This window comes from Nocardia aobensis NBRC 100429, from assembly GCF_000308375.1.
Taxonomy (GTDB): Bacteria; Actinomycetota; Actinomycetes; order Mycobacteriales; family Mycobacteriaceae; genus Nocardia; species Nocardia aobensis.
Genome location: NZ_BAFQ01000160.1, coordinates 1 through 23033, shown reverse-complemented (window position 1 = coordinate 23033; position 23033 = coordinate 1). Strand labels below are relative to the sequence as shown.

At 67.9% G+C, this 23033-nt stretch carries 23 protein-coding genes; 11 read left to right on the top strand and 12 right to left on the bottom strand.

Annotated features, from left to right (window positions below; translation table 11 throughout):
- Positions 1-67: 67 nt before the first annotated feature.
- Entirely contained in the window at positions 68-691 is a 624-nt protein-coding gene (gene trhA / locus RJ03_RS20940; protein WP_051024972.1) for a PAQR family membrane homeostasis protein TrhA, read from the bottom strand.
- A 302-nt stretch (positions 692-993) separates the two neighbouring features.
- Here trhA and RJ03_RS20935 point away from each other — a divergent pair, with 302 nt between their 5' ends.
- Together RJ03_RS20935 and RJ03_RS20930 are read left to right on the top strand one after the other, a co-directional pair.
- Positions 994-1788 carry an isoprenyl transferase gene (locus RJ03_RS20935; RefSeq protein WP_051024970.1) on the top strand — a complete coding sequence of 265 codons (795 nt, stop codon included), beginning with the start codon at positions 994-996 and terminating at the stop codon, positions 1786-1788.
- Between the two features lie 93 nt (positions 1789-1881).
- Positions 1882-2487: a hypothetical protein gene (locus RJ03_RS20930; protein WP_051024968.1), complete on the top strand. Its 606-nt coding sequence runs from the start codon at positions 1882-1884 to the stop codon at positions 2485-2487.
- A 12-nt stretch (positions 2488-2499) separates the two neighbouring features.
- Here RJ03_RS20930 and coaA read toward each other — a convergent pair whose 3' ends face one another.
- On the bottom strand, positions 2500-3432 hold the full coding sequence (gene coaA, locus RJ03_RS20925) for a type I pantothenate kinase (protein ID WP_036505031.1): 933 nt from the start codon (positions 3430-3432) through the stop codon (positions 2500-2502).
- Positions 3433-3696: 264 nt separating this feature from the next.
- On the opposite strand from coaA, the gene RJ03_RS20920 reads away from it, so the two are divergent.
- Positions 3697-4896: a hypothetical protein gene (locus RJ03_RS20920; protein WP_036505029.1), complete on the top strand. Its 1200-nt coding sequence runs from the start codon at positions 3697-3699 to the stop codon at positions 4894-4896.
- A 462-nt stretch (positions 4897-5358) separates the two neighbouring features.
- Complete coding sequence (glyA, locus tag RJ03_RS20910; RefSeq protein WP_036505046.1) at positions 5359-6657, top strand: serine hydroxymethyltransferase; 1299 nt, start codon at positions 5359-5361, stop codon at positions 6655-6657.
- A 142-nt stretch (positions 6658-6799) separates the two neighbouring features.
- On the opposite strand, the gene RJ03_RS20905 is transcribed toward glyA, so the two are convergent.
- Positions 6800-7072, bottom strand: a complete 273-nt coding sequence (locus RJ03_RS20905) for a hypothetical protein (RefSeq protein ID WP_036505027.1) — start codon at positions 7070-7072, stop codon at positions 6800-6802.
- Between the two features lie 302 nt (positions 7073-7374).
- Between RJ03_RS20905 and phoH2 the strand changes: the two genes are divergently transcribed.
- The 3 genes from phoH2 (at position 7375) to RJ03_RS20890 (ending at position 10574) form a co-directional block, all read left to right on the top strand.
- Positions 7375-8754 (top strand): RNA 5'-3' helicase PhoH2, encoded by a 1380-nt coding sequence (phoH2, locus tag RJ03_RS20900; protein WP_174372330.1) that lies wholly within the window; start codon positions 7375-7377, stop codon positions 8752-8754.
- 256 nt (positions 8755-9010) lie between these two features.
- Positions 9011-9598 (top strand): LGFP repeat-containing protein, encoded by a 588-nt coding sequence (locus RJ03_RS20895; protein ID WP_036505042.1) that lies wholly within the window; start codon positions 9011-9013, stop codon positions 9596-9598.
- 118 nt (positions 9599-9716) lie between these two features.
- Positions 9717-10574, top strand: a complete 858-nt coding sequence (locus tag RJ03_RS20890; RefSeq protein ID WP_036505040.1) for an acyl-ACP desaturase — start codon at positions 9717-9719, stop codon at positions 10572-10574.
- A gap of 73 nt (positions 10575-10647) precedes the next feature.
- On the opposite strand, the gene RJ03_RS20885 is transcribed toward RJ03_RS20890, so the two are convergent.
- Both RJ03_RS20885 and RJ03_RS20880 read right to left on the bottom strand, forming a co-directional pair.
- Positions 10648-11091 (bottom strand): limonene-1,2-epoxide hydrolase family protein, encoded by a 444-nt coding sequence (locus RJ03_RS20885; RefSeq protein WP_036505026.1) that lies wholly within the window; start codon positions 11089-11091, stop codon positions 10648-10650.
- Between the two features lie 80 nt (positions 11092-11171).
- The gene (locus tag RJ03_RS20880) at positions 11172-11885 is read right to left on the bottom strand and encodes a TetR/AcrR family transcriptional regulator (RefSeq protein ID WP_036505024.1); all 714 of its coding nucleotides are present in this window, start codon (positions 11883-11885) and stop codon (positions 11172-11174) included.
- Positions 11886-11981: 96 nt separating this feature from the next.
- Here RJ03_RS20880 and RJ03_RS20875 point away from each other — a divergent pair, with 96 nt between their 5' ends.
- Entirely contained in the window at positions 11982-13166 is a 1185-nt protein-coding gene (locus tag RJ03_RS20875) for an FAD-dependent monooxygenase (protein ID WP_036505023.1), read from the top strand.
- Between the two features lie 67 nt (positions 13167-13233).
- Here the strand turns inward: RJ03_RS20875 and RJ03_RS20870 are convergent, their stop codons facing one another.
- The gene (locus tag RJ03_RS20870; protein WP_036505022.1) at positions 13234-14640 is read right to left on the bottom strand and encodes a class II fumarate hydratase; all 1407 of its coding nucleotides are present in this window, start codon (positions 14638-14640) and stop codon (positions 13234-13236) included.
- Positions 14641-14783: 143 nt separating this feature from the next.
- Entirely contained in the window at positions 14784-15521 is a 738-nt protein-coding gene (locus tag RJ03_RS20865) for an IPT/TIG domain-containing protein (RefSeq protein WP_063065182.1), read from the bottom strand.
- 371 nt (positions 15522-15892) lie between these two features.
- On the opposite strand from RJ03_RS20865, the gene RJ03_RS20860 reads away from it, so the two are divergent.
- On the top strand, positions 15893-16888 hold the full coding sequence (locus RJ03_RS20860; protein WP_157163467.1) for a hypothetical protein: 996 nt from the start codon (positions 15893-15895) through the stop codon (positions 16886-16888).
- 181 nt (positions 16889-17069) lie between these two features.
- On the opposite strand, the gene glpX is transcribed toward RJ03_RS20860, so the two are convergent.
- Entirely contained in the window at positions 17070-18116 is a 1047-nt protein-coding gene (glpX, locus tag RJ03_RS20855) for a class II fructose-bisphosphatase (protein WP_036505036.1), read from the bottom strand.
- A 184-nt stretch (positions 18117-18300) separates the two neighbouring features.
- Here glpX and RJ03_RS20850 point away from each other — a divergent pair, with 184 nt between their 5' ends.
- Positions 18301-18864: a DUF4245 domain-containing protein gene (locus RJ03_RS20850; protein ID WP_245552344.1), complete on the top strand. Its 564-nt coding sequence runs from the start codon at positions 18301-18303 to the stop codon at positions 18862-18864.
- A 34-nt stretch (positions 18865-18898) separates the two neighbouring features.
- Here the strand turns inward: RJ03_RS20850 and RJ03_RS20845 are convergent, their stop codons facing one another.
- The 4 genes from RJ03_RS20845 to RJ03_RS20830 form a co-directional block, all read right to left on the bottom strand.
- Complete coding sequence (locus tag RJ03_RS20845; RefSeq protein WP_036505016.1) at positions 18899-19243, bottom strand: VOC family protein; 345 nt, start codon at positions 19241-19243, stop codon at positions 18899-18901.
- Between the two features lie 2 nt (positions 19244-19245).
- Positions 19246-19473: an exodeoxyribonuclease VII small subunit gene (locus RJ03_RS20840; protein WP_036505013.1), complete on the bottom strand. Its 228-nt coding sequence runs from the start codon at positions 19471-19473 to the stop codon at positions 19246-19248.
- On the bottom strand, positions 19470-20717 hold the full coding sequence (xseA, locus tag RJ03_RS20835; protein WP_218000986.1) for an exodeoxyribonuclease VII large subunit: 1248 nt from the start codon (positions 20715-20717) through the stop codon (positions 19470-19472). The genes RJ03_RS20840 and xseA overlap by 4 nt, the downstream gene beginning before the upstream one ends.
- Positions 20718-20833: 116 nt before the next feature.
- A complete protein-coding gene (locus tag RJ03_RS20830) occupies positions 20834-21610 on the bottom strand; it encodes a lipid droplet-associated protein (RefSeq protein ID WP_036505010.1) in 777 nt (258 codons plus the stop codon).
- A 139-nt stretch (positions 21611-21749) separates the two neighbouring features.
- On the opposite strand from RJ03_RS20830, the gene RJ03_RS20825 reads away from it, so the two are divergent.
- The gene (locus tag RJ03_RS20825) at positions 21750-22757 is read left to right on the top strand and encodes a 4-hydroxy-3-methylbut-2-enyl diphosphate reductase (RefSeq protein ID WP_036505007.1); all 1008 of its coding nucleotides are present in this window, start codon (positions 21750-21752) and stop codon (positions 22755-22757) included.
- Positions 22758-23033: the final 276 nt, after the last annotated feature.

Below are 23033 nucleotides of genomic sequence, written 5' to 3'. Positions count from 1 at the left end.
GGACGTACAGCACGAACGAGCATAGAACCCGCGCACGTGGCCGTGGCAGGTTACCGGTGATCTTGCCCTACGAGAATACGACCAACCAGATCGCGACGTAATGGCACAGGGCCGCGAGAACCGTTGCCGCATGGAAGAATTCGTGGTGACCGAAGACCTCCGGCCACGGATTCGGCCATTTGGCGGCGTACAGGATCGCCCCCACGCTGTAGGCGATGCCGCCGATCAACAGCAGCACCATCGGCGTGACACCCACGTTGTGGGTCAGTGTCGCCGCGACCGGCACGATGGCCCAGCCCAGCAGCAGATACAGCGGCACCCCGACCCAGCGCGGCGCGGTCGGCCACAGCACTTTCAACGCCACCCCGGCCACGGCGCCGGCCCAGACCACGCTCAGCAGGGTGATCCCGGTGCGGCCGGGCAGTCCCAGCAGCGCGAACGGGGTGTAGCTGCCGGCGATGAACAGGAAGATCATCGAATGGTCGGCGCGCTTCATGCGGGTCCGGGTGCGCGCGGACTGCCAGGTCACCCGGTGGTAGATCGCGCTGATGCCGAAGATGCCGCAGACGGTCACGCCGTAGACCAGTGTCGACCAGCCCGCGGTCGCGGACACGGTCGCGGCGGCGGCGACCAGCACGGCCACGGCGACCGCCGCGACGCCGACCGCGTAGGTGTGGATCCAGCCGCGCATCCGCGGCTTGACGGCCAGGGTGCGCAGACCCTCCTCGGCCAGATGCTCGAGCGCGGACACCTTCCCGAGGACCGGATTTGCCGAGCTCACCCGTTCGGACACTGGTTACCTCCTGAGTAACCTACGGTTGCGTAGGTTAGTTCTCCAGTCACTGTACCGGCAGTAGGCTCCGCGTGCCGGACGCCGCCGCGATAGGGTCGACCGGAACCGGGGAACTGATCGTGGCGTCCGCTGCCCTCACTGCGCAGCAGAATTGGCGGAGAACTCGGGCGGCACGCGAGAGGTGGATAAGGTTGGCAGCCGTGAAGCTTGCTAGTCGGGTGCTCAGCGGTAAGGTGCGCAACCTGCCCTATCGCATCTACGAGGCGCAGCTGTCGAAACAGCTGGCAGGCAAACAGCATCCGCGTCACGTCGCGGTCGTCTGTGACGGAAATCGCCGCTGGGCGCGGGAGAACGGCTTCACCGACGTCACCCACGGCCACCGGGTGGGTGCGCTGAAGATCGCCGAACTGGTCGGCTGGTGCCAGGCCGAGGGCATCGAGATGGTGACGGTGTATCTGCTGTCGACCGAGAATCTCAGCCGCTCGGCCGACGAACTGGAAACCCTGTTCGAGGTGATCACCGATGTGGTCGAGGAACTGTCCGCACCGGAGAACAACTGGGGTGTGCGCATCGTCGGGTCGCTGAAGGGCCTGCCCGAGGACGTCGCGCGCCGCATGGAGAAGGCTGCCGACGAAACGCACGGTCGCGGTGGTGTGCACGTGAACGTGGCCATCGGCTACGGCGGCCGCCAGGAGATCGCCGACGCGGTGCGCTCGCTGGTCCGGCAGGAGATCGCGGCCGGGGAGACCGGTGAGGACCTCGTGCAGTCGATCACGGTCAACGCCATCGGCCAGCATCTCTACACCTCGGGCCAGCCCGATCCGGATCTGGTCATCCGCACCTCGGGGGAGCAGCGGCTCTCGGGTTTCCTGCTGTGGCAGAGCGCCTACTCCGAGATCTGGTTCACCGAGGCCTACTGGCCGGAGTTCCGCCGCGTCGACTTCCTGCGCGCACTGCGCGACTACGCCGCACGCCATCGCCGTTACGGGGTGTGAGCGGACGGGCCGCAGATAACGGCCCGGCGCAGGATGTATTGCATTGCAAGATCATCCCCCGATCCGGCGCCGCGCTCGCGTACCGTCGCGAACATGAGCGAGATGCGGGCCGGGCCGGGCGGTGCGACGGAGGTGGCCGGAACGCCGGTGCCCTACGTCACCTATGCCGAATTCGGCCGGCGATTCGTGGCCTATGCCGCCTCCGAACAGCGGATCGCCGCTGTTTTCGCCCAATTGGCAGGCAGCGCATTCGATTTCGGCCCGATCGGGGTGGGGCCGGTACATCTGGCGAAGGCCTCCGCGCAGGTGCAGCTCGGTGATCCGGTACTGGAACGCTCGGTCGGCGAGGTCGTCGGTTTCGAGCTCGCCATACCGCTCGATATCGATCTGCTGCTGGATCTGGCCGTCGATCGTCACCGCTTCGACGTCACCGGCTTCGTCCACGTCCACCTGACGGTCCGCACCGCGGCACCGCTGCGGATCGTCATCGACATCGCCGAACCGCACCCCGGCGATGTGCGCATCGATGTGGCCACCACGACCCGGCGCGGCCAACTGCTGCGGCTGCTGGCCAGCGTCGATCACGAGATCCGCCGGTTCGTCGCCCGCTATGTGGCCAACGAGATCCGCAAACCGCATATCGCGGCCGTCCGCGACATCGATGTCGCCGCCCGGCTCGACGCGGCCTGGCCGGCGTGACGCGGAACCGGATCAGAGTTTGCGCAGGCGAATCCGGTTGATGCTGTGGTCGGAGTCCTTGCGCAGCACCAGGGTTGCGCGCGGCCGCGTCGGCAGGATGTTCTCCACCAGATTCGGCCGGTTGGTGGCGTTCCAGATCTCCTGGGCGGCGATGGTCGCCTCGGAATCGCTGAATTTCGCGTAGTGGTGGAAATGCGACTGCGGGTCCGCGAACGCCGTTTTCCGCAGGGAGAGAAAACGATCCACGTACCACCGCTCGATGTTCTCGATGCGCGCGTCGACGTAGATCGAGAAATCGAACAGGTCCGAGACCATGAGCCGCGGCCCGGTCTGCAGGACGTTGAGCCCCTCCATGATGAGGATGTCGGGCTGGCGCACGCAGTGGAACTGGTCCGGCAGGATGTCGTAGGCGATATGCGAATACATCGGCGCGCACACCTCGGGCGCACCGGATTTGACCTCGGTGACGAAACGCAGCAGCTTGCGGCGGTTGTAGCTCTCCGGAAAACCCTTGCGATGCATGATGCCGCGCCGGGTGAGCTCGACCGTGGGATAGAGGAATCCGTCGGTGGTCACCAGGTCGACGCGCGGGTGGTGATCCCAGCGTGCGAGCAGTGCCTGCAATACGCGGGCGGTGGTCGATTTGCCGACCGCCACGCTGCCCGCGATGCCGATGACGAACGGCACCTGATGGTCGGGGTGGGTTTCACCCAGGAAGGTCGCGGTCGCGGCGAACAGTCGCTGCCGGGCGGCGACCTGGAGGTGGATCAACCGGGCCAGCGGCAGATAGACCTCGGCGACTTCTTCGAGATCGATCTGCTCGCCGAGACCACGCAGGCCGATCAGTTCTTCCTCGGTGAGGATCAGTGGAGTCGATTTACGCAGGGTGCGCCATTGTTTGCGATCGAATTCGACATACGGACTCGGCTCGCTCATCCGGCCCACCTACGCACGCTCCCGGTCCGGAGACCCCGCGCCGGGCGGGCGTGCCACCACCCGTAACGACGTCACCGGTGAACCTGTGCCGTGCCCGGCGCGGCGAAATGCGCTCGACAGTCCTCGCATAGGCGAATTCTCCTCGGGGTGGGCACAGTGCCGAACGCGGGGTGTTATTACTCGCCGGTAACCCCCGGTGACATTTCTCTCCCCACCGCCGGGTTTCGGTCGCCGACGAGGCCGGGAAGAGGGAAGCGGCTATCGTCGGATGTCATGCACGCGCATCCGCTCGTCACCGAATATCTGCGCCTGGGACTGGCATTCGATCGCTTGGAACCAGGCTTCGTCGACGCCTACACCGGTGATCCCGCGCTGCGCCGAGCCGTGGAGTCGGCGCCCGCGCCGCAGCCGCGTGAGCTGGCGGACCGGGCGGTGGCCCTGCGCAAGGAACTGCCCGAGGCCGGGCTGAGCGAGCAGCGCACCGAATTCCTGGAGGCGCACCTGCGGGCGCTGGAGTGCTCCGGACGCAAGTTCGCCGGCGACGACATCTCCTTCATCGACGAGGTGCGGTCCTATTTCGACGTCGACATCGCACTCGGCGACGTCGAGGACTACCGGGACGCGCATCGGCAACTCGACGAGGTGCTGGCCGGTGACGGCCCGCTGCTGGACCGGATGACCGCGCATCGGCGCGCCGACGAGATTCCGCCGCACCGCCTCACCGAATGTGTGCAGGCATTCTCGGGCGCACTGCGCGAGTTGGTGCGCGAACGCTATCCGCTGCCGGATCACGAGCAGGTGGAATACGAGATCGTCGGTGACAAACCGTGGTCGGGGTTCAATTACTACCTCGGTAATTTCCGCTCCCGGGTCGCGATCAATTCCGATCTCAAACAACATATGGCGCAGCTGCCGGCGCTGATCGCGCACGAGGCGTATCCGGGCCACCACACCGAACACTGCCGCAAAGAGGCGGGGCTCGTCGCGGCCGGACAGGACGAACAGACGTTGTTCGTGGTGAACACGCCGCAATGTCTGATGGCCGAGGGGCTGGCCGATCTGGCGCTGAAATCGATCGTCGGGCCGGACTGGGGAATCTGGGCGCAGGAAATCTATGCCGACCTCGGTCTGCGATTCGACGGCGAACGCGCACAACGACTCTCGAATGCCTCGGCGAAACTGCTCGCGGTCCGCCAGGATGCGGCGCTGCTGCTGCACGATCGCGGTCGCGGCGCCGACGAGGTCGCCGAATTCCTGCAGCGCTGGAGTCTGACCACCCCCGAACGCGCGCGGCAGTCCCTGCGCTTTCTGTCCTCACCGCTGTGGCGGGCCTACATCAGCACCTATGTGGAGGGGTATCGCCTGCTGGGCGGGTGGCTGGATCGCGCGGTCGACGCCGGCGATCGGGTGGCACGCTTCGGCCGGCTGCTCGACGAGCCGCTGACCCCGGCGGCGCTGCGCAAACAATGGTGACCGTGATCGGTATCGCACTATCCGATTCGGGGCTATCGATCTATTCGTCGGAATTCCGATTCCGAATACCGACCGGATCCGCGCCCCGACTCGCGAATCCGGCCGAAGGGTCTCGGCGCTACTACGCGCCCCAGCCCGCACAACCGGCGTTGCCGCCGGAGGAGATGGTGCAGGCGGACTTCAGGATCGCGAAAAGCATGTCCTGAATCGAGTTACCGGTACCCGCGGTGAAAAACAGCATGTGAACCCCTGATGTGATCGAATGAGTCGATGACGCTGTCACAGTCGTCGACAGCGCGGCGAATGTTACGCCTTTTTTACGAAGCGGGCAGCCCCGGATTATGGGGGCGCAACGGCCGGTGTGCAGTCGCTATTACATCTCGGCGGGTATCGCGGTCGCCGCGCCCGGTGCCGTTGCGGGCCACGACGGAGCGCCCGGGGGCCACCACATAGACTGTGCGCGTGACCCAGACGACCGCCCCCTCTGTCAACACCCAGTCGCTCGCCGATCTCGATCCCGAGCTCGCCGCCGCGATGGCGGGCGAACTCGCCCGTGAGCGCGACACCCTCGAGATGATCGCCTCCGAGAACTTCGTGCCGCGCGCGGTGCTGCAGGCGCAGGGCAGCGTGCTGACCAACAAATACGCCGAGGGTTATCCCGGTCGCCGCTACTACGGCGGTTGTGAGCACGTCGACGTGGTGGAGAACCTCGCGCGCGAGCGGGTCAAGGAGTTGTTCGGCGCCGAATTCGCCAACGTGCAGCCGCATTCGGGCGCGCAGGCCAACGCCGCGGTGCTGATGTCGCTGATGAATCCGGGCGAGAAACTGCTCGGCCTGGATCTGGCGCACGGCGGTCACCTCACCCACGGGATGCGGCTCAACTTCTCCGGCAAGCTCTACGAGGTGCACGCCTACGGGGTGAGCAAGGAAGACCACCGCGTCGACATGGACGAGCTGCGCAAGCAGGCGCGCGAGGTCCGGCCGAAGGTGATCGTGGCCGGCTGGTCGGCCTACCCGCGTCACCTGGACTTCGCGGCCTTCCGCGAGATCGCCGACGAGGTGGGCGCCTACCTCTGGGTCGATATGGCGCATTTCGCGGGTCTGGTCGCCGCCGGTCTGCACCCCTCGCCGGTGCCGCACGCGGATGTGGTGTCCTCGACCGTGCACAAGACCCTCGGTGGTCCGCGTTCGGGTCTGATCCTGGCCAAGCAGGAATACGCGAAGAAGCTCAACAGCGCCGTGTTCCCGGGCCAGCAGGGCGGTCCGCTCATGCACGTGATCGCCGCGAAGGCCGCCGCCTTCAAGATCGCGGGCACCGAGGAGTTCAAGCAGCGCCAGGAGCGCACCCTGTCCGGCGCCAAGATCCTGGCCGAGCGCCTGACCGCCGCCGATGTTGCCGGTAACGGCGTCACCGTGCTGACCGGCGGCACCGATGTGCACCTGGTGCTCGTGGATCTGCGCAACTCGCAGATGGACGGCCAGCAGGGCGAGGATCTGCTGCACGAGGTCGGAATCACGGTGAACCGCAACGCTGTTCCGTTCGACCCGCGTCCGCCGATGGTCACCTCCGGCCTGCGCATCGGCACCGCCGCGCTGGCCACCCGCGGCTTCGGCGACACCGAATTCGCCGAGGTGTCCGACATCATCGCCACCGCGCTGGCGGGCAACGCCGACCTCGGGTCCCTGCGCGCGCGAGTGTCCAAGCTGGCCCAGGACTTCCCGCTCTACGACGGCCTGGAGGACTGGAAGCTGCTCGGCTGAGGCCGCACCGCAGCGCGATCGACCCCGGTAGCCGGCCAGGCCGCCGGGGTCGATCTGTGAGTCGCCTTGTGCGCGTGGGCTTTTCGCTTCGCGACCGTGCGGCGCGGGTGCCCGCGGGTTTGGCCGGAAGGCCCGGGAGCGGTCAGTCGCGGGTGCTCAGGTATTCGATGTACAACGGCCGCAACGCCTCGGCGATCTTGCCCTCGCCGGCGTGCACGTAGTCGTCGAGCATCGGCAGTACGTATTTGATGTCCGCCTCGCTCTCGCCGATGTTCCCGGTGGCGGCCGCCGCCGCCGGAATCTGCTCCAGCAGCCGCCACAGGAACTTGACGTCGCCGTGCCGGACGGCGTGTTTGACCGCGCGGTCGTGGAGTTCCTTCGACGACAGCTTCTCCAGCTCTGCCACATCGCTCATGTAGCGACTCTAGCGGGTTCGGGCGAGTAGCCGGGCAACTCTGTAGCTGACCGATAGCTACCGGTCGGCGTTCACTACCTATTCATCGACACGCCTGCCATCTCGGGAGCCGGAATCGCGAAATCGCAGTACCGTCGAAGTGCGAGCCGCGTCGTTGTGGCTCGTCCGGGAGGTTCTGATCGTGGCTGAGCAACTCAGTACGAGAGGGCCGGTACCCGGCCCTCGGGTCGTTTGACCCCAGGGCGGACCGGCCCAGCGAGAACGTCCGTGCGGGTATGGCACGGACAACAAAGGAGCCCACCGTGACTGATGCACGCTCCGTCATCGCTCCCTCGAAAGCCCGCTCCGACAAGAGCGGAGGCTCCGGAAAGGGAGCCGGCACCTCGCCCCGCAAATCCTTCGTGATCGACACCTCCGTGTTGTTGTCCGACCCCTGGGCCATGACGCGTTTCGGTGAACATCACGTGGTGTTACCGCTGGTGGTCATCAGCGAACTGGAGGCCAAACGGCACCATCACGAACTCGGCTGGTTCGCTCGCGAAGCCCTGCGCAATCTCGACGATCTGCGTTTGGAATTCGGCCGGTTGGACCTGCGGGTCCCGATCGGGACCGAGGGCGGCACGCTGCAGGTGGAGTTGAATCACACCGACCCGGAGGTGCTTCCGGTCGGGTTCCGCACCGACACCAACGATTCCCGAATCCTCGCCTGCGCGCTCAACCTCGCCGCCGAGGGGCAGCGAGTAGTGCTGGTGTCCAAGGACATTCCGCTGCGGGTGAAGGCGGGCGCGGTGGGCCTGCCCGCCGAGGAATACCACGCCCAGGACGTGGTGATCTCCGGCTGGACCGGGATGGCCGAACTCGAGGTCGGCGCCGACTGCGTCGACCGGCTCTACGCCGATTCGGTCATCGATCTGGACGAAGCCCGGGACCTGCCCTGTCACACCGGGATTCGGCTGCTCGGCGCCAACGGCAGCGCGCTGGCGCGGGTGACCGCGGACAAGCGGGTGCAGCTGGTGCGCGGCGATCGGGAGGCTTTCGGTCTGCACGGCCGCTCGGCCGAACAGCGCATCGCCCTCGATCTGCTGCTGGACGAGAGTGTGGGCATCGTCTCGCTGGGAGGTAAGGCCGGCACCGGAAAGTCGGCGCTGGCGCTCACCGCGGGCCTGGAAGCGGTGCTGGAGCGGCGTTCTCAGCGCAAGGTGGTGGTCTTCCGGCCGCTGTACGCGGTGGGCGGTCAGGAGCTGGGTTATCTACCGGGCAGTGAGAGCGAGAAGATGGGCCCGTGGGCCCAGGCGGTCTTCGACACCCTCGACGGCCTGGCGAGCCCGGAGGTGATGGAGGAGGTGCTCGCCCGCGGCATGCTGGAGGTCTTGCCGCTCACCCACATTCGCGGCCGGTCGCTGCACGATTCGTTCGTGATCGTGGACGAGGCGCAGTCACTGGAACGCAATGTGCTGCTCACGGTGCTCAGCCGGTTGGGCAGCGGGTCGCGGGTGGTGCTCACCCACGACGTCGCCCAGCGCGACAACCTGCGGGTCGGCCGCCACGACGGTGTCGCGGCGGTGATCGAAAAGCTCAAGGGCCACCCGCTTTTCGCCCACGTCACCCTGACCCGCAGCGAGCGCTCGCCGATCGCCGCGCTGGTCACCGAGATGCTGGAGGAGTACGGGCCGAACGCCTGAGACGGTCGGCCGAGCGAAACCCCGAGGCGGTAGCGGACATGTTCCGCTACCGCCTCGGCGGCAAAAGGTGTGTCCCAGCAAACATTCGGAATATGGTTCAGCTCACACGGTCGCGGGTATATTTCCGCAAGAACCCTGCTCGACGTGGTTGTCGGTGTTTCAGATAGGTTCGCCGGACCATTGCCGAGCGCCGGCCTGTGGGTCGGTGGTACCGCATGCGCGGCACCGCCTGCCTTCACCTTCCGAGAGGATGAACATGCACCACATCGCTCGACGTTCCGCCGCCGTCGTGATGGCCTTCGCCGGGACGGCGCTGCTGTTCACCGCCGCCTGCAGCAACGACAACAACGACAACAGCAGCTCGGGGACCACCACCCATGCCGGCATGACCGAAACCACCGGCGCGATGGCGACGGGCACCACGGCTCCGGGCACCACGGCTCCGGGCACGACGACTCCGGGCGCCGCGGCCTCGGAGACGAAGATCGCGACCCAGAACGGACAGGAGATCGCGGTCTCCGGCCACATCCTCACCAAGTACACCGAGATGGGCGCTGTGCAGAGCCCGCTCGGTGAGCCCACCGGCGCAGCGGTCGAGGGCCCCAACGGCGGTTCCTGCCAGGAGTTCACCGGCGGTGCGATCTGCTGGAGCCAGCAGACCGACGCCCACGTGGTGTGGGGCGATATCCGCACCGCCTGGGAGGGCAACGGCGGCGTGAACGGCAAGCTCGGCTATCCGACCAGCGACGAGAAGGACAACCCGACCGGTAAGGAGAGCGACTTCACCGGCGGCACGATCACCTGGAACTCCGCCGACCGGCAGACCACGGTGACCACCAAGTAGGACGCCGCGCGGCGCGGCGCCGAGACATCCTCACGGTCTCGCGCCCGCGCCGCTGTGTATCGCACGGCGTCCGCGCGTAATTCCCCCGCTTCGCCCGAACAGTCGGTACCTTGTCGTGGTGCAAACTCAGTTGACCGATCGTGAGCTGCTGGAATCGCTCGCGGATGCGGTGGAAGACAATCTCCGGCGCCACACCGAGCTGGCGCAGGTCTGGCAGCCGCACGAGTACGTGCCTTTCAGTGACGGACGCAATTTCGGCTTCCTCGGCGGCGTCGACTGGGATCCCGAACAGGCCGCCCTGGGTGAGGTTGCCACGGTTGCGCTCACCGTGAGCGTGCTGATCGCCGACAATTTGCCGTCGTACCATCGCGAGCTCGGCAAGCACCTGCGCACGGGCCCGTGGTGGCGCTGGGTCGGCCGCTGGACGGCCGAGGAGAACCGCCACGAGATCCTCATCCGCAACTATCTGATGGTGACGCGGGCGGTGGATCCGGTGGAACTCGAGCGCGCGCGGATGGAGCATATGACCACCGGCTTCCGCCGGCCGCCGCTGCACCTGCTGGATGTGCTGGCGCTGTGCGCCTTCGAGGAGTCCGCCTCGGCGGTGCGGCACCGCAATATCGCGGCGCTGCAGGAGAATTCGATGGTGACCGCCATCGCGGACCGGATCGCGCTCGACGACGAGTTGCAGTCGGCGTTCTTCGGCAATCTGGTCGCCGCGGCGCTGGAGCTGGTGCCGGATCAGGCCATACGGGCGATCGCCGATCGGATCGCCGAGTTCCGCGTTCCCGAACTCACTCTGCGCGACGGCCGCAACAGCACCGAGGTCCTGGCCGAGGCCGGCATCTACGAACCCAAGCGCGCCGGAGAGCTGGTCTTCACACCCCTGCTGGAACGCTGGAACATCTTCTCGCGCACCGACTTCGGCACCGCAGGTGAGGCGGCCCGAGCGGAGATCGGCCACCTGCGCGGCTGATGTCGCGACGGTCGTGGTGTGCGGGTGCGCGCACCACGACCGGCAGCGCCGGGCGCCGCTCGGCTGCGCGTGATCAGCGCCGGCGGACCAGGTTCCAGATCCCCGCCGCGGTGCCGCGCAGGAAGTTCTCCCAGCTGAAGTGGTCGTGCCACAGGGTGATGCGGCCGTCGACGAGTTCGAACGTGCCACAGACCCAGAACCCGATTTCCAGCGGGCCCATGCGCAGGTAATCGGTGCGTTCGGTCAGGACCGTCTCGCCCTCGACCGCGGGGGCGCCATCGGTTTCCGCGGCGATGTGGTGCATATCGGCGCGGAAACCGAACGCGTCGCGACTCAGCCCGCGCAGTACCGCGCCGACGCGATGGATGCCGCGGATATCGGGCAGCGACGTGTTCTTCCAGACGATGTCGGGATCCAGCAGATCCAGCGCCTCGTTCACCGCGCTCATTTCCATCGCGGCGAAGAACTCGCGCACCGTGGTCACGGCGTTCTGTTGTAGCTCCGGTAATTCGGCCATAGTCCGACTGTAGGCGTGCGGGGGCGCGGACGGGGGATGATCGCGGTCGTTTCGGCTCGTCGTCGGGTGTTCGACGCGTTTCAGTCCCGCCGCCGGGCGATCAGGGCGGCCACACCGTCGAGAATGCGCTCGATGCCGTAGCTCAGGGCCGCGTTGCGACCGTCCTCGGACGTGTCGGAGAAGGCCGCCACGACCTCGGGGTAGCGGTCGGCGTGGGCGGCCAGGACCTCGCCGACCTGGCGGGCTATTTCGCTCTCGGCCTGCTCGGGTCCGGTCGAAGCGGTCTGCTGCACCAGGCTGCGGATGTGGCCGTTCAGCAGCACCACGGTGTCGAGGCGTTCGGAGCCGCGTAGTCCGGTGCCGGCCAGCGGCGCGAGTGCGGCCTCCATCCAGCCCAGTTCGTTCGGGCCGAGCGGTCGCGCACCGGCGGTGAGTTCGATGGTCCACGGATGCGCCCGATACCGCTCGTACATCGTCTCTGTCCACTGCCGCAGCGCCTCGCGCCAGGGTTCGGTATCCGAGTCGGCGACCGTGACCTCCGGCGGTTGTCCCATCCCGTAGTCCAGCATCAAGGCTGTGAGCTCGGCCTTTCCCGGTACATAGCGATACAGCGCCATCTTGGCGCAGCCCAGCCGCTCGGCCAGCCGCTGCATCGAGACGGCGGCCATCCCGTCGGCATCGGCCAGGGCGATGGCCTCGGTGACGATGCGTTCCAGCGACAGCGACGGCTTGGGGCCGCGCCGAGGGCGCTGCGAATTCCCCCACAGCAGTTCGTGGGCAGTCGGTCCGGTCATGACGCCATCCTCTCCGAATTCCGGCTTGACGGAAAACTGCGTCCAGCATACGCTAATTAGCGTCCGGCAGACACAGTTACTGATCGAGGGGTCATCATGCGGAATACGACAGTTCTCATCTCCGGTGCGAGCGTCGCCGGCCCGGCGCTGGCCTACTGGCTGCAGCGCTACGGCTTCGCCGTCACCGTCGTCGAGCGGGCGCCCGAATTGCGGGCCGGTGGTCAGGCCGTCGACTTCAAGGGCGCCACCCACCGCACGGTGCTCGAGCGGATGGGCGTGTGGGAGGAGATCCACCGCCGGCAGACCGGCAAGACCGATATGATCCTCACCGACGCCGAGGGCGGCGAATTGGCCGTCATATCAGGCGATTTCACCGGCGGCGATGTGGAGATCCTGCGCGGCGACCTGGCCGAGATCTTCTACGAGCGCACCGCGCACAGCTGTGAATACATGTTCGGCGACTCCGTGACCGCGCTGCGTGAGACCGCCGCCGGCGTCGAGGTCGAATTCGAGAACGCCCCCGCGCGGACCTTCGATCTGGTGGTCGGATGCGACGGCATCCACTCCCGGGTGCGCGCCCTGGCCTTCGGCCCCGAGGCCGACTACGTCAAACAGCTGGGCTACTACTACTGCACCGCGGGTGCGGCCGGCTGGGGACACGACCCGAACGGGCCGCGGCAGCGTAACCGGTCCGAGGCCTACAACGAACCCGGACGGCTCGCGGTCCGGGGCGGGAACAAGGCCGCGCACATGTACATGTTCGCCGCCCAACCGCTCACCTTCGACCGGCACGACGAGGCGGCGCAACGCCGCGTCCTGGCGGACGCCTTCGCCGGTGCCGGGGGGCCGGTGCCCGCCATGATGGCCGAACTGTCCGAACTCGACTCGTTCTACCTGGATTCGCTGGGCCAGGTGGGGATGAAGAAGGGCTACACCAAGGGCCGGGTCGCGCTGGTCGGTGACTCCGCCTACGGAAATACCCTGGGCGGCTTCGGAACCGGGCTGGCGGTGGTCGGCGCCTACGTGCTGGCGGGTGAGCTGGCGCTGGCCGACGGCGACCATACGGCCGCCTTCGCCCGCTACAACGAACTGATGAAGCGCTACGCCAAGATCGCGGGCAACAGCAACGCGGGCCGCTTCCTCGCGCCGCGCACCGCCCGCGGCATCCGGATGCGCAACTGGTTCCTCGGCTCGCGAATGTTCGACCTGATGCTGAAATACAGCGACAATGCCGCCAACGACATCGATCTGCGCGACTATCCGGCGCTGGTGGCGGCCTGAGCCGCAAGTCCGGATCCGGCCTGTCGGCGCGAGCGCGTCGCGGCGGCCGGATCCGGAGATCGTGCGATCAGTCCTGGTCCTCGACCTTCGCCATCGACAGCACGTCCAGCCGGCGATCCAGCTCTTCCTCCGACAGCTTCTCGCCGATCAGACCGCGGTCGACGACCGTCTCCCGAATCGTCTTGTTCTCGCGCAGTGCCTGTTTCGCCACGGCGGCCGCTTCCTCGTAGCCGATGGCCGAGTTCAGCGGGGTGACGATCGACGGCGAGGACTCCGCGAGCCGGCGCAGCCGTTCGGTATCGGCGGTGAGGCCGGCGACGCACTTGTCGGCGAAGAGGCGAGACACGTTGGCCAGCAATCGAATCGACTCCAGGACGTTGCGGGCCATCATCGGGATGTAGACGTTCAGTTCGAAGGCGCCGTTGCCGCCACCCCACGCCACCGCGGCATCGTTGCCGATCACCTGGGCGGCGACCTGCGTCACGGCTTCCGGCAGAACGGGATTCACCTTGCCGGGCATGATCGAGGAGCCCGGCTGCAGATCCGGCAGCTGGATCTCCGCGAGCCCGGTGAGCGGTCCGGAACCCATCCAGCGAATATCGTTGGCGATCTTGGTGAGACTGATGGCGATGGTCCGCAGCGAACCGGAGATCTCGACCAGGCCGTCGCGCGCGGCCTGGGCCTCGAAATGGTTGCGAGCCTCGGCCAGTTCGTCCAGTCCGGTCGTCTTGCGCAGTTCCGCAACGACTTTCGCACCGAAGCCGGTGGGCGCGTTGAGTCCGGTACCGACCGCGGTGCCGCCGATGGGCAGCTCACCCAGCCGCGGCAGGGCGGCGACCAGGCGTTCCGTTCCGGCCTCGACCTGCCGGGTGTAGCCGCTGAACTCCTGGCCGAGGGTCACCGGGACGGCGTCCATCAGGTGGGTGCGGCCGGACTTCACCACCGTCCGCCACTCGGTGGCCTTGTCCAGCAGCCGCAGCCGCAGATGATCCAGCGCCGGCAGCAGCTCCTTCACCACGGCCTCGGTGGCGGCCAGATGCGTCGCGGTGGGGAAGGTGTCGTTGGACGACTGGGACATGTTCACGTCGTCGTTCGGGTGCACGGTGACGCCCCGGGCGGCGGCCAGGCTCGCGATCACCTCGTTGGCGTTCATATTCGAGCTCGTGCCGGAGCCGGTCTGGAAGACGTCGATGGGGAACTGGTCGTCGTGGCGGCCCTCGGCGATCTCGTTCGCAGCGGCGATGATCGCCTCGGCCTTCACACCGTCGAGCAGCCCCAGATCCCGGTTCACCGCCGCGCACGCGGCTTTGAGCAGGCCGAGGGCGCGGATCTGAGCGCGTTCGAGGCCGCGGCCGCTGATCGGGAAGTTCTCCACCGCCCGCTGCGTCTGCGCCCGCCACAACGCGTTCACCGGAACGCGGACCTCGCCCATGGTGTCGTGTTCGATGCGGTACTGCGTCTGGTCGTCGGTCATAACTCGACACTAAGCCGGTTGAACGATGGAGTGGGCTGCCACGCCTGAGGCTTTTCGCACAGGAATCGGCGGAATACCGGCGGTTCGGCCGGACCGCGGGCGCGGCAGCACGCACTGTCGTCGGACCGAGACAGCTTCTGCCGTCAGACGAAGGTGTAGGCGAGACCGTTGCTGGTTCCGCCCGAGCCGGTGACCGTTATCTGCACCGTGCCCGCCGCATGGGCCGGCGCGACGGCGGTGATCTGGGTGCTGGAGTTCACGGTGAACGTCGTGGCGGTCGTGCCGAACCGGACGGTCAGCGGGCCGGTGAAATCGGTGCCGGTGATCGTCACGTTGTTGCCTCCCGTCGTCGGCCCGGAGGCCGGGGAGATGGAGGTGATGCTCGGTACGACGACGTAGATGTAGGTGGCCGAGTTGCTGGTACCGCCGGGCCCGGTGACGGTCACCGACACGATCCCGGTGCCGGCGGGGGCGACGGCGGTGATCTGGGTGTCGGAATCGACGGTGAACGAGGTCGCCGGAGTCGTACCGAAATTCACCGCGGTGGCTCCCGTCAGGCCCGACCCGGTGAGCGTGACCGTCGTCCCGCCCGTGGTCGCCCCCTGGCCGGGGTTGATGCCGCTCAACGCCGGCACCGCGAGGTAGGTGTACGTCGCGCCGTTGCTGGTGCCTGCCGAGGTGGTGACGGTGACCTGCACGGCGCCGACCGAGCCGGCCGGGGCGATCGCCGTGATCTGCGTCGATGAGTTCAGCGTGAAAGTCGTTGCGGTCGTGCCGAATCGGACGGTGGTCGGACCGGTGAATCCGGTACCGGTGATCGTGACGCTGGTACCTCCTGTGGTGGGGCCCGACGACGGGGAGAGGGACGTGATGGTCGGCATGGCGCTGCCTCCTGACTGCTGCTGAGATCGTGTACAACCCGGCGGGCTTCCCGAATCGCGCCGGGGTCCCGCAACTTCTATTAACGTCCCGGAAACACGCCGCGGGGCGGCCTCTCGAGTTCGTTTTTGTCCGTTATCGATTCCGCCGCGCCGAGCGGCCGGTCGCCCGCAACCGCCGTACCAGTGGGAAAACGGACAAAAGCGGATCGGAGATGCGTTGCCCTGCAACGGTGTCAGGGCGCTTAATGGATATGCGGGCCGTCGATCGGGTGGGGCGGAACGTCCCGCGCCTTTGCCATAGCTGTACCGGGTAGGGCCGATTGTTCGGGTCGCCGCCGCGGGGCGGTGGTCGCTGGGGTAAGGGGGTTTCCTTGGCTACCGTGCTGAAAACGCTGCTGGCGGAGCGGCATCTCAAGAGTCACTCGGATTTCCTGGCCGCTTACGACGCCTGTGCCGCACGACTCGACCCGCCCGTCCCGCCCGGTTATGGGCCCGCGAAAACCCAGTTCTATCAATGGCTTTCGGGTAAAATGGTCGGGCTTCCACGCGACTACCACTGCCGGGTGCTGGCCGAGATGTTCCCCGGCTGGGCGATCGAGAGTTTGTTCCGGACGGCAACCGAGCCCACACCGGTCGCGATCGGCGTGGACGAGCCGAGTCTCCCGCCCGACGACGTCGAACTCGCGGCCTTTCTCGGAGCCGAGATGCTCACCAGCGGTGTCACTCTCGTGTACCCGGCATTCAAGCTGCCGCTGCGGTCGGCGCGCGCACGCCGGGCGCTCGCGGCGTCCGATCGGTATTCGTTCGAGCGCAAGATTCGCGCGATCGCGGCCGACCACCGCTCGGATGTGCTGGCGGCCTTGCCGGAGAAGGAGTTTCGCGGGCTGCTGTACGTGCTGTCGATGCTCCAGCGCCATGCCGGTTTCCCGGCCGACGTCCGCAGCGATCGCGAGGTCGTCGCACACGGTGAGCGTCCTTACATCAGCTTCGGACTCACCGGCAACGCGTGCACGCGAAGGTATCTCGACAACGTCGAGCGGCCGCTGTTCGATCTCGACGGCCGGGGTCGTCGCATCGAACAGGTGGCGTTGGCCGACGGCAGCCGGTACGGCTCGCGCGACGGCCACAGCGTCGGTGTCATCGCGCGAGTGCGACCGGATCCGGATCTGTACCCCGGCCGATACCGGATCTTCTGCGCCGGCTTGGGACCGCGCGGAACCACCGGCGCCGGTTGGTATCTCGCCCACTCGTGGGGTCTGTTGCAGCGCCAAGCAGAAGACCGCGAGTTCGTCGCCGTCGTCGACATCGGTGACAACTCCGACGACACGGCCCACCTCGAGTATCTGATGATCGAATCGGCGCGGTGAGCCACCAGCCCCACCGCCGCGTTCCCTCCCCGGAGCTCCCCATCGAGGCTGTTACCTGTCAACGGGTTTCGGCCGCCTCGATTTTGGAGCGACGGAGGGAGGGAGCGCAGCGACTGAGCGGAGGAGTGAAAAATCGAGGCCAAGGGGCCGAAACCCCGCCGCAGCGAAGCGGAGGCCGATATTACGGCAGCGGCGGAATCGCGTCCTCGTCGCCGACGAAGTCGACCGAGGCGTATTCGTGCAGCTTGGTGAGGCGGTGGTAGGCGTCGATGATGCGCACGGTGCCGGATTTGGAGCGCATCACGATCGACTGGGTCGAGGCGCCGCCGCTGTAGTAGCGCACGCCGCGCAGCAGGTCGCCGTCGGTGACGCCGGTGGCGGAGAAGAAGACGTTCTCACCGGAGACCAGGTCCTCGGTGGTCAGGATGCGGTCGAGGTCGTGACCGGCATCGAGCGCCTTCTGCTTCTCGGCGTCGTCGGTGGGGGCCAGCTTGCCCTGCAGGGCACCGCCCATACAGCGCAGCGCGGCCGCGGCGATGATGCCCTCGGGGGTGCCGCCGATGCCGACCAGCATGTCGGTGCCCGATTCGGGGCGGGCGCAGGCGATGGCGCCGGCGACGTCGCCGTCGGAGATCAGGCGGATGCGCGCACCCGCGTCGCGAACCTCCTGGATGTGGCGGGCGTGGCGGGGCCGGTCCAGCACGCAGACGGTGAGGTCGGAGACCAGCGAATTCTTGGCCTTGGCCACCCGGCGCAGGTTTTCCGCGATGGGGGCGGACAGGTCGATCACATCCGCCGCTTCCGGGCCGACCGCGATCTTCTCCATGTAGAACACCGCCGACGGATCGAACATGGCGCCGCGTTCGGCAACGGCCAGCACCGAGATGGCACCCGGGGACCCCTTGGACATCAGCGTGGTGCCGTCGATCGGGTCGACGGCGAAGTCGACCTCGGGACCGGTCCCGTCGCCCACGGGCTCGCCGTTGTAGAGCATCGGGGCTTCGTCCTTCTCGCCCTCGCCGATCACGACGGTGCCGCGCATGGAGACGGTGGCCACCAGCTGCCGCATCGCGTCGACGGCCGCCCCGTCGCCGCCCTCCTTGTCACCGCGGCCGACCCAGCGGCCCGCGGCCATCGCACCGGCTTCGGTCACCCGGACCAACTCCAGTGCGAGGTTGCGGTCCGGGGCCTCGCGGCGGCGACTGGTTGCGGGTGTGGGTGCCGTCATGACGGTGCCTCCTCGGGTTGTGTATTGCTGCGTGAATTGTCGCAGAACGGTCGGATCCGCCATTCAGGTACTGCTGTTCCACTTCGCGGGAAGAGCGTCCGCGCCGGTGGGGACCGCTGTGATGTCGGCCTCCCGGCCCGAGGGCGAGGCTCGGCGGGTTCGGCGGCGCGTGGATACTTGGGTCGTGTCGCAGAAACCACGCATCCTCAACGACTACCGGGATCTGATCTGGTCGCTGATCCCGCTGGTACTGATCTGCGTGGTGCTGGCCGCGGTGGCCAGCCAGTGCAGCTTCTCCGCGCACGGACCCACGCCCGGTCAGGTGCCGAACTTCGACGTCCAGTCGGCCCTGCACGACGACGCCAAGGCGCTGCCCTTCCCGATTCGCGACCCCGCTGTGCCGGCGGACTGGAAGGCCAATTCCGGCAGTCGTGACACCGTCACCGGATCCGGCGGCGGCACCGTCAGCACGGTCGGTTTCATCACCTCCAACGGCACCTACCTGCAGCTGAGCCAGAGCAACGCGAGCGAGAGCGCGCTGGCCGCCCACGTCGTCGACACCCGCAGCCCGTCCGGGTCCCGGATGGTGGGCAATCAGAAGTGGACCGTGTACCACGTGCAGGGCAGCGAGTCGGCCTGGATCTCGGACTTCGGACAGAGCCGCGTGCTGCTCAAGGGGGCGGCCGATGAGGCGGCCTATCTGACGCTCGCGCAGGCCGTGGACGCCGCGGCCCCGCTCCGGCCCTGAGCGCTGCTACAACTTCGAGCCCCTGCTACCGGGCTCAGCGGTGGCTCACGACGTTGACCACCGTGCCGTCCGGATCGCGGACGAAGAACCGCCGCACACCCCACGGCTCGTCCCGCAGCGCGTAGACCACCTCGGCCCCGGCCGCGACCATCGCCTCGTGCGCGGCGTCCACATCGGCGACCTCGACGCTGATGGCCGGCTGCGGGTCCTCGGCGTCGGCGCCGATCAGCAGGATCTGCGCGGTCGGATTGCTCGGTGAGGCCAGCCCGACCGCCCAGCCGAGATCCATCACCTCGTCGAGGCCCAGCGCCCGGTAGAAGACGCGGGCCCGTTCCAGATCGGCGACCCGCAGATCCGGGACGACGCGACGGATATCCATGCTCAGTCCTGGTCTCCGCCGCGCCGGGACAGGGCGTCCTCGACCCGCCGGCGGGCTCCGGCGAGATGTTCCTCGCACCGGTTGGCCAGTGCCTCGCCGCGTTCCCACAGGGCGAGCGAATCGTCGAGGTCCATTCCGCCCTGTTCGAGCATCTTCACGACGTTGACCAATTCGTCGCGGGCGCGTTCGTAGCCGAAGGTCGCGATTTCGGTGACGTCGCTCTCGGTCATGACCGTTCCTCCTGTTCGGATGCCGGTGCCGGCCGGTCCGTAACCCGCTGGGCCGGTATGGGATTCGCGAGGGCCTGACTGCCCAGGGCGGCGGCGCTGATCGCGCCGTCGGCGACCCGGATACGCAATTGCGTGCCCGGCGGGGAGTCGGCGACGGCGCGGACGACATGGCGCTCCGTACCGGTAACCCGTTGCACGACAGCGTATCCGCGCGCCAGGGTGGCGGTCGGGCCCACCGCGGTGAGCTTGTCGCGCAGATGGCGCGCGGTGGTGGCCTGGCTGGTGAGGCAGTGTTCGACGGCGCGGTGGGCCGCCGTGCGCAGCCGTTCGATCTCGTCGTGGCGCTGGTCCAGAATCCGCAGCGGATCGGCCAGTACCGGGCGCGAGCGCAGCTGCTGCAGGGCGCGCGCCTCGCGATCGACCCAGCCGCGCAATGCCGCGGCCGAACGGGCGCGCAGTTCCCGGACGCCCGCGAGTTCGGCGGCGGCGTCGGGAACCAGCCGTTTGGCCGCATCGGTGGGGGTGGCCGCGCGCAGGTCCGCGACGTAGTCCGAGAGCGGATTGTCCGGCTCGTGTCCGATCGCGCTGACGATCGGGGTGGTCGCGGAAACGATGGCGCGGCACAGGGTTTCGTCGGAGAACGGCAGCAGATCCTCGACACTGCCACCGCCGCGGGCCAGCACGATCACCTCGACCTCCGGGTGATCGTTCAACTCGGCCAGCGCGTCGAGGATCTGCGGCACCGCGGTCGGACCCTGCACGGCGGTATTGCGGATCTCGAAACGCACCGCGGGCCACCGCTGCTGGGCCACGGTCACCACGTCGTGTTCGGCGGCGCTGGCGCGACCGGTGATCAGGCCGATCACCTTGGGCAGGAACGGCATCGGCCGCTTCAGCCGCGGATCGAACAACCCCTCCGCGGCCAGCAGCGCCTTCAGACGTTCGATGCGGGCCAGCAGCTCGCCGATGCCGACCGGGCGAATCTCGGTGACGCGCAACGAGATCGTGCCCCGGCCGGTGAAGTACGACAGTTTTCCGTAGACCACCACCCGGCTGCCCTCCTGCAGCGGGACGGCCGAGGCGCGCAGCAGTTGCGGATCGCAAGTGATCGATAGCGACATGTCGGCGGCGGTATCACGCAGTACCAGGAACGCGGTGCGGGTGCCGGGGCGCAGATTGATCTGGGTGATCTGGCCCTCCACCCAGACGCTGCCGAGCCGGTCGATCCACTGCGCGACCTTCATCGCGATGGTGCGCACCGGCCACGGCTGTTCGGCCGAGTTGGCGGGGCGGGCAGCAGAACGCGCCGGTTCCCCGGAGGCTCGGGCCCCGGCGGCCGGCGCGTCGGCGTGTGAGTCGGTCACTTGGCCTGCACGGTGGCGATCCGGTTCGTCAGCATGGTCACGAACGGCGCCCGATCCAGGGTCTGCTGCTCGTAGGCCAGCAGTTCGGCCAACTCCTCGGCGCTGAGCATGCGCAGCCGGGCCCGCAGCTGAGCCAGCGTCATATTCGCGTAGCCGTACCGGGCGGCGACCTCGGGTTCGATCACTCCGCGCGGTTCCGCCGGCGCCGCGGTGCCGGGGTTGTCCGTTCCGGGGTTGTCCGTGTCCTCGCCGGTCGTTTCGACGGAGTTCGTCCCCGTTTCGTCGGCATCGGCGTCGGTGGTGGCCGCCGTGTCCGTTTCGGCGGTGGCCGCTTCCGTAGTGCCCGATTCCGCAGTGTGAGATGCGGCATAGCCGTTGGTCGCCGAGGGAGTGACCGACGCGGTGGGCTCCGGGACGCCCGCGGCCGGGTCGGATTCGGCGAACAGATCGAAGCGGCTGAGCCGGGCGGCGAGATCGCGGTCGCCCCGCGCGCCGAAATCGCCGCTGCCGAACGGTTGCTCGTCGTCGAGATCCTCGTCGAAGGTGGCCCATTCCGGCTGCTCCACCGGGCGATTGGCCAGCCGGTCGAAGACCTCGTCACCCTTGAGGGCGAGGCTGGTCACGAACTGCTGCAGATGCATCGAGGTCTGCAGCAACTGGCTGATCGCGGTGATCGGCAGATGGATTGCCACAGTGGGTAACCGGCGAGTTTCCTCGAGGGCGTAGACGGCGGCCCCAGCGGCGACCCGGGCCAGGTAGGGAGGTCGGAACATGTCCCTAGCCTGCCCGAAACGGCCGGTGATGCAAAGAACAGAGTTCACGTGTTCCATTGTCGCGCGTCCCGCCACACCGCCGTACCCGCGGTTCGCGGGCTGGACTTTCCCCGTCGGCCGGCGCACGTAAGCTGTGAACATGTCCTCGGCTATCCCCCTGAATGTCGGAATCGCCCGGTCGGCCGATGCGGCCGGTGCCGGCGCGGGCAAGCGGGTGCTGCTCGCCGAACCACGCGGCTACTGCGCGGGTGTGGACCGGGCGGTGGAAACCGTGGAGCGCACCCTCGAGAAGCACGGTGCGCCGGTCTACGTGCGCAAGGAGATCGTGCACAACCGCCACGTGGTCGAGACCCTGCGCGAGCGCGGCGTGGTCTTCGTCGACGAGACCGACGAGGTGCCCGAGGGCGCGGTGGTGGTCTTCTCCGCGCACGGCGTGTCGCCAGCGGTGCACGAATCCGCCGCCGCCCGCAATCTGCACACCATCGATGCGACCTGCCCGCTGGTGACGAAGGTGCACCAGGAGGCCAAGCGCTTCGCCCGCGACGACTTCGACATCCTGCTCATCGGCCACGAGGGCCACGAGGAGGTCGAGGGCACCGCCGGTGAGGCGCCCGACCACGTGCAGCTGGTCGACGGCCCCGACGCGGTCGACGGCGTCGAGGTGCGCGACGAGAACAAGGTGATCTGGCTGTCGCAGACCACGCTCTCGGTGGACGAGACGATGGAGACGGTGCAGCGGCTGCGCACGCGCTTCCCGAATCTGCAGGATCCGCCGAGCGACGACATCTGCTACGCCACCCAGAACCGTCAGGTCGCGGTGAAGGCGATGGCGCCCGAATGCGATCTGGTGATCGTCGTCGGCTCCCGCAACTCCTCCAACTCCAAGCGGCTGGTGGAGGTCGCCCTGAACGCGGGCGCGCGCGCCTCCTATCTGGTCGATTTCGCCCGCGAGGTCGACTCGGCCTGGTTCGAGGGCGTCACCACCGTCGGTGTCACCTCCGGCGCCTCGGTTCCCGAGATCCTGGTGCGCGGCGTGCTCGACCTCCTCGCCGAACACGGCTACGGCGAGGTCCAGCCCGTCACCACCGCGAACGAGACCTTGGTCTTCGCCCTCCCGCGCGAACTGCGCACCACCGGCCGCCGCTGAATCTCCGTCGCTGCATCTACACGTTTCCGCCCGATCGCGGAACCGCTTGGGGCGCAACGGTAACGGCTCGCCGGGGCGAGACGATGAGTGGGCGTGGGGATTTCGGGGATGACCGCTGCGGGCCGAGCCGTAACCGGTTCGGTGCCCGCGACGTTCGGCTCAGCGGTCGCGGTAGCGCACGTTCGGCCGCGGATGCGGGGGCACATCGCTCGGCGGCTGCGGCCGGCCGCGGCGGGGCTGCGGTTCGGCGACTCGAGTGCGTTCCGCGGTCCGGGT